Origin of the sequence: Longimycelium tulufanense (genome assembly GCF_014645795.1) — a bacterium.
GTDB classification, from domain to species: domain Bacteria; phylum Actinomycetota; class Actinomycetes; order Mycobacteriales; family Pseudonocardiaceae; genus Longimycelium; species Longimycelium tulufanense.
Genome location: NZ_BMMK01000077.1, coordinates 1 through 6,338, shown reverse-complemented (window position 1 = coordinate 6,338; position 6,338 = coordinate 1). Strand labels below are relative to the sequence as shown.

The following is a 6,338-nucleotide window of genomic DNA, read 5'->3' as shown; positions in this document are numbered from 1 at the left end:
AGATCGTCCACGAGTGGAGATCATCTACCCCACCTCAACGATCTACCAAGTGAGACACGCTCTAAACAGCGCGCGCCGACTGAACTGGGCACCATCGAAGCGGGCGTCTCCGCTGAACTGGGCGCCACTAAACCAGGCTTGCGCGCCGAATCGAGCATCAGTGAAGCAGGCGTCTCTGTCGAACTGAGCATCACCGAACCAGGCGCCCGAGGGAAACTCGGCCTGCTCGAACCGGGCGTCTCCGCCGAACTGGGCACCATCGAACCAGGCGCCCGAGGGAAACTCGGCCTGCTCGAACCGGGCGTCTCCGCCGAACTGGGCACCACCGAAGCGGGCGCCCCCACGAAACTGCGTACCTGTGAACCGGGCGTCTCCGCCGAACTTGACGTTATCGGCGTCGATCCACTGTATTCGGCATCCGCTCAGACCAAAGTCAACGAGGGTGGCATTGCTGAGGTTGAGTGAGATTCCGCCCCAGAACGTAGCCACGGGTTGTTGGTGCCGGCCGCGGAAGAGGTATCGACCGGGGCGGAGGTGTCGGGTGAGGATGTCCTGGGCCGCCAGCCTCACCTGAAGCTCCTCCATGCGCGTGTCCTTCTCACTGCTGGCGCCGCCGTCATCCTGACCAGCAGCGAGACGAAGGCATGCACGGCGCGTCGGGCCCGGTCGGACCGGGACAGGCAGCCCGAAGCGACGCGCGGTGTTCTCGCGCGGAGGCGTGTAGGGCATGCGCAGGTAAGCGCAGATCACGTCGACGATCGTCTGCCGGTGACTTGGGTTGTTCTGCGCCAACCGCTCCAACGCATACAACCCACCAAGCCGCACCGGGGCCTTGTCCGAGCCAAGTTGCTCAACCGCCTTGGTGTACAGCTCGGTGATGCGCCGCTCGGAGGCGTCGTCCTCGTTGTGGGCCTGGGCGCGTTCACTCAACCACTGCTTACGTGCCGCCAGCAGCAGCACGACCCCACCTCCAGTACCAGCGCCCACCGTCAGAGCGGTCCGCATGGCCTCGATACGCGCCCGGCTCGGATCAGACGCACCAGCGGCTTCAGTGAGCAGCCAGTGGGCAGCCCACCAGGTGGTGCCCATGACCAGAGCGACTCCGAACAAGACCATCCACCAGCGCATCACCCGAATCGGCGGGCGCTCGTCGACCAACTCCGGCTGGCTCTTCCGCCGCCGATGCTGGCGAGTCCGCACCCCCACGACGACCAACCCGACCACGCTGAGCACGAGCAGATGTGCGGACAACGACCGTCCCCACACCCAGCGGGCCAGCGCTGGCCAGTCCACGAACTGCCACCAGCGCTCCACCGCCACCAGCAGCACGGCCACGCTTACTGCTGCGAGCACCGCATCAGGTCGGCGTAGCCGCAGCAGACCGCGCAGTCGATCTCTCATACGTCCTCTGTCGCGCCCCGCCATTCCGGCGCTACACCCCGCGATCACCACCGTGCGCAGAACGGCGGAAGCGCCACGCCGATCACATCCACAGCTCAGTTCGGAAGCAACCAGCCACCCGAAGTCCCTCGAGGAGGACCCGTGCCCACCACGAGCGACGCGAAATCCCGCGCGCTGCGCACCCTCGCCCAGAACCTGCTGTTCGACGTCCTGCTGGCCGTCGTAGTCGTCGTCCTTCCACTCGTGCAGGCCGATGAGGTCGACTACCACCTCATCCTCGGATCCGCGCTCAAGACCGCAATCGTCACAGCGCTGGCGTTCCTCCAACGGACCCTCGAAGCACGCCGTACGACCACCTGACTTGCCCGCCGTTCCCTTCGGCGAGCTGCGTCCGCGCCTGGTGGCGGGCGTGGACCACACGGCGCCCCTCGCGCTCCCGCCCCTTCCCCGGGTGGTCGAGCGCGAGGGGCCTCCTTATCATTCTGCCGACGTGCGTCCCCGGAGTGCTCGGTTCACGGTGGACTCGTGACGATGCGAGAGCACCGCAACCGGCGCGACGCCGAACGACTCCACGCTGCCGCGGCGAAGCTCCGTGACACGACTACCCAAGACGGGTATGCGGGCCTTTCCCGGCCCGAGATCGGCTACACGGTTGCCGAGTTGCTCGACGCCGTCGCCCGCTCCATCGACACAGTCGGCAACGATGTCCGCCTCGCGGCGACGGGCATCGCCGACTACGTCCTCGCACCGTCGACCGGAGTAGAGGACGTCTGGACACGTAGCGACTGAGCAGACGCTCCGACTGACCGAAGGTCAGCCCGAGATCGGCCCCTTGAAGTGCAGCCGGTTCGTGGTCGACTCCTGCCCCACGTTCGCGTACACCTCCAGCACCAGCTCAGTCGCGTCCGCCGGCACCCGGAACTTCTGCTTGATCGTCACACTCTCCCCGGGAAGTACCGGCGGGACAGGACCACCGTCCGCGACCGGGGGCGCCTCGACCGTGCCCACCCGGCCGGAAAAGCTCACCCGCGCTGGCCCGGTTGCCTTGTTGCCTACGAGCACGTCGGCCACCAGGTACCGCGAACCCTCTGGGGCTGGCTCCTCGAACGGCTTCGGCTGCGAGACCTGGATGTAGACGCCGGAGCTGTTGCCACCCTCGTCCCAGGACAAGACCCCGGCTGTGGCAGCGGAAGGCGACGGACTTGGCGGCGCCGCCGTGGTCGGCGGGTTCTCTGCCGGCGTTTCCTGGCCTCCGCCGCAGGCGGCGAGGAGCAGAGCAAGGATGGGGAGAGCAAGACGCGGCACAACCAACCTCCACGGGGAGTAACAATCTGCTCACCGTGTCTCTTCAGGGGCTGCTGGCGTTACGCACTGGTGTCGCACTTCGTGTGAGTCGGGCATGGTGACCCTGGGGGCCGACTGGTGGTCGTTCGCGCTTCTAGCGCCGGCCCCGCCCACGGACTCCTTGTTGCACCGCTGCCACCAACCAGGATCAACCCGCCGTTTGCCCACCGAATATGAGGCGCAGACCGTGAGGCCGACGAGACAGACGGCGGCACCAAGACGCAGGCGGGACCCGAAGCGGGACTAGTCTCTGCACGTCAGGCCAACACAACGGGCAGACGGGGGCATCGATCAGGGCAACGGCGTCTCCCGGAACGCACACCCGTCCAGTGTGCGTTCGAGTCGCACCGGGGGCACACACAGCATCTACACAAGGCGCCTGCCGTCGGTGCAGGCGTTTCTTGTGTAGTGGGCATGGTTTCGTGAATCCGTTCGGCGGCGTGGGCGATCTGGGGTAGTTGGTCGGCGGGCAGCCGGATGGTGAGCCTCGAGCGGCCCGCGCAGCAGCGACTCGGGCGCCGTGGCGAGGTTGAGCGCCAGGTAAGGCAGGGCGTCGAGTAGGGCGATGTCGTCGGTGCTGGGGCGGGCGGGTTCGGCCGGGTCGGCGGCGTCGAGCGGGGCGATGGCGGCCAGTGCGGTGGTCTTTTCGGCTTCCGAGAAATCGGGGGAGGCTCAACAACGAGCTTGGGAAGACACGACAACGACAGGTTGATCAGCCTCGCACGGAGGCTGATCAACCTGTCGCTTGTCAGGAGACTAGCAAGTCAAGCTACCGCTTTACCGCTGCTCAACGATCGGGCCGTAGATGGCCATCGGCACGTTGTTGGTGTAGGTGTTCGGCAGGTTGTTCACCAAGTCGTTGGTCACCGGCACGGTGTTGGTGACAGGGCTGGTGTTGGTCGCCGGCTGGCTGATGGGCATCGGCGCGTTGTTGGGCAGGGCGTTGGGGATGCTGTTAGGGATGTTGGCGGGGTAGTTCGGGTTGTTGGGGTAGTTGGGGTTGTTCGGCATGTTGCTGGGGTAGTTGGGCAGGTTGCTGGGCTGGTGGGCCGGGAGACTGGCCGGCATGCTGCTGGGGTAGTGGGAGTAGTTGGGCAGGTTGCTCGGCTGATGGCTCGGAAGGCTGGCCGGCAGGTTGCTCGGATAGTTGGGGTTGTTGGGGTAGTTCGGGTTCACCGGCCCGGCGGGCTTGGCCGGACCGGTGGTGGCGAGAGCGGGCATGGCCGTGACGAACGTGAGTAGCCCGGCCGACAGCATCGCAGCGGCAAAGAACCGAGCAATTATTTTCATGACTCCCTCTCCTTTACCCTCTCCCGGATCTTCTGAAATTGTTACCAGAAATACGGTCTACTGACCCTGGGGCGTCCTGTTGACCGCAAGCACAGGATTCAACCCGACATTGTTCGGAACATTGGCCCCGATAGGGGTGTTGAGGAACGGGTTGAGCTGAGGGGCGATAGGCAGAGCAGTTCCCTGGGAAAAGGGAAGATTGACCTGCTGCACGGGTTTCCCACTGGCGTTCGGGAGAATATTGTTAACGCCGTCGTCCGCTGCTGCGGGCGCGGCCGAGGCCAAAGCGAACAGCCCGGCAGGCAGCACGGAGGCCACACAGACACGGATACTTTTCTTCATGAACACTCCATATCGTCCCCTCTCCCCCAGACCCCCAGGGTATTGGCCGGAAGAGCAAGTGGTCATTTCAGCGCTGGATCGTAACCTAGCCCTCCGGTGTTACGGCACACGCCGCACAACCCGATCAAGTGATTCCTGACCGAAACCACCACATTGGGCGATCACTGGAGATGTCGCGCGTCACGCATTGCGACTCCGGGGTTGTGCCGGGTCTTGGGCAGAAGTTCGCTGATGAGCTGCCCTTCGGGGTTCCCGGTGGCGGACGAGGTTCGGGTGGTGTCGAGCGTGCGGTTCGGGGATGTGGGACGCGAGTGCTCGGCGCGCCACTCCGCAGGGACGGCGATCGTGACGGCTGTGCGACGGAAGGGGAGCTGCGGGCGGGCGATATCCCGGGGGAAGCCCCAATCCCTGTTCCCCACCCGGGGGAACGGCCTCCGTGTCCGCGGCATGTCCCCGGGCGTAGGGTCCGTTCTGGTCGGTGTGCCAATGCTTCCTCCCCCCGGCACCGCGGAAGTCCCGTCAGTGTTGCCGCGGTGGCCATCAACCGCCAACGACCTCGGGGGCGTCGCCGGGATCGTTGGGGTGGTTCGGATGGTTCTTGGGGTAGCTGAGTTACTTGGGGTGGACAGGGACGACGTTGTCGAAATGGTGGGCCGGTTAACTCGTCACTCGGACCAGGATCAGCCGCGGTGGATGCGGCCGGGACCAAGGCGAGCAGCGACAAGACAGACACGAGCGATTCTCTTCAGCAGCACTCCAAGTTCCTTCCCCCTCCACCAACCCCCTTAGCGTGTTGACCAGAGGAACGAGCGGTTGTTTCAGGGTTGTGATCTTAGGCACTGCCTCGGAGCCATGGAACGGGAATCCATAACTCAATCAGGTGGCTCCTACTCCAAAGCACCTTATTGGGCGATGAGGCTCGCGCGGCCACGCCGCGATCTCGTCCAACACCTTCAAACGGCGTCACCAGACCGGGTTTGCTTGTTTTCCCCGACGGCACCTCCAGCAGGTAGCGTGTGCGGTTTCGGCCTGCTCGGCGAACTGTCGTGCAGGGCGACGTTGAACGGTTGCGGCGGTGTGGTGCCGGCTTCGTCAGCCGTCCCTTCGCCTCGCCTGACGGTTCCCGGCAAATCAGCTGTTCACCGACCTCGCCGGGGATGAGCCGCATGCCCCGGGGTCGCCGACACCGCCTCCACGAGCTGACGCAACAGACGCTCCGCGGCAAGCTGTTGCAGGACATCGTTCCTGCGTCGTTCGTGGTGCCGTTTCTGCCGGAAACGGCACCACAACCGTCCAAGTGCCCAGGCACGACGGACAGCACGAACCCGTCCTCACTTCGCCGGCAGATTTCCCAGCACCATGGTTGTGACCTCGTCGGCCCGACCGCACAGTTCGTCGCCATTGGGTTGAGTGCTCACCGGTTCCGCGCCTGTTGGCTCCGTGCGGGATACGGCATCGAGCAGCTGACCGGTTGCCACATCCACCGAGAGCGTACGGAGTCGGGTCCGGTCCGCTTCTGGCATCCGAACTTCGACGGCCGGATAGCCCTCGATGGTCAGCTCGCGTCGTGTCCCTCGGACTTGGTCCGGGCCCCATGTACGCCAGTCCACATGAGGGGCTGAGGACGATGCCGACAACGGCCAGGGGCTCGCCGCGGAAGGTGCAGGCGGCGCTCTCCAACTCCTGACCGGCACCACCGGCCGTCCCTGCTCAGCCCGGAAGCCATTGACGCCTTGTTGGCTGACCGAAAGCGTCGGGCACGCCGGTCGACGGCGCCGATGGGCTGCTGAGCCAGTTGACGAAGGCCATGTTGGAGCGGGCATCGGCCGAGGAAGTGATGGGGCATCTCTGGACCCCGGCCATCAACGTGGCCAGCGCAAGCAGGCGGGCCCCGGATAATCCGAGTAGTTGGGTGTGCCCGGTGACTGGGCCGGGGATGAGGTCTGCGAGCCAGCCGGTGG

Annotated in this window: 7 protein-coding genes and 1 pseudogene; 3 read left to right on the top strand and 5 right to left on the bottom strand. The window is 65.5% G+C overall.

The genetic code is table 11. The annotated features are described in order from the left end of the window. Window positions 1-42 precede the first annotated feature (42 nt). Window positions 43-1,401 carry a pentapeptide repeat-containing protein gene (locus tag IEY55_RS31285; protein ID WP_189062200.1) on the bottom strand — a complete coding sequence of 453 codons (1,359 nt, stop codon included), beginning with the start codon at window positions 1,399-1,401 and terminating at the stop codon, window positions 43-45. Between the two features lie 141 nt (window positions 1,402-1,542). On the opposite strand from IEY55_RS31285, the gene IEY55_RS31280 reads away from it, so the two are divergent. Next, window positions 1,543-1,761 (top strand): hypothetical protein, encoded by a 219-nt coding sequence (locus IEY55_RS31280; protein ID WP_189062199.1) that lies wholly within the window; start codon window positions 1,543-1,545, stop codon window positions 1,759-1,761. A gap of 165 nt (window positions 1,762-1,926) precedes the next feature. Then, window positions 1,927-2,190 (top strand): hypothetical protein, encoded by a 264-nt coding sequence (locus IEY55_RS31275; RefSeq protein WP_189062198.1) that lies wholly within the window; start codon window positions 1,927-1,929, stop codon window positions 2,188-2,190. Window positions 2,191-2,214: 24 nt separating this feature from the next. On the opposite strand, the gene IEY55_RS31270 is transcribed toward IEY55_RS31275, so the two are convergent. The 4 genes from IEY55_RS31270 to IEY55_RS31255 all read right to left on the bottom strand — a co-directional run bounded on the left by IEY55_RS31270 (window position 2,215) and on the right by IEY55_RS31255 (window position 5,861). Beyond that, complete coding sequence (locus IEY55_RS31270) at window positions 2,215-2,571, bottom strand: hypothetical protein (RefSeq protein ID WP_189062197.1); 357 nt, start codon at window positions 2,569-2,571, stop codon at window positions 2,215-2,217. Between the two features lie 951 nt (window positions 2,572-3,522). After that, window positions 3,523-4,035, bottom strand: coding sequence for a hypothetical protein (locus IEY55_RS31265; protein ID WP_189062196.1), 513 nt, complete (start codon window positions 4,033-4,035; stop codon window positions 3,523-3,525). A 57-nt stretch (window positions 4,036-4,092) separates the two neighbouring features. Continuing rightward, the gene (locus IEY55_RS31260) at window positions 4,093-4,377 is read right to left on the bottom strand and encodes a hypothetical protein (protein ID WP_189062195.1); all 285 of its coding nucleotides are present in this window, start codon (window positions 4,375-4,377) and stop codon (window positions 4,093-4,095) included. Window positions 4,378-5,708: 1,331 nt separating this feature from the next. Further along, complete coding sequence (locus IEY55_RS31255) at window positions 5,709-5,861, bottom strand: hypothetical protein (protein WP_189062194.1); 153 nt, start codon at window positions 5,859-5,861, stop codon at window positions 5,709-5,711. 222 nt (window positions 5,862-6,083) lie between these two features. Here IEY55_RS31255 and IEY55_RS33190 point away from each other — a divergent pair. Then, window positions 6,084-6,226: pseudogene (locus tag IEY55_RS33190) on the top strand (IS256 family transposase); the annotation flags it as partial. Window positions 6,227-6,338: the final 112 nt, after the last annotated feature.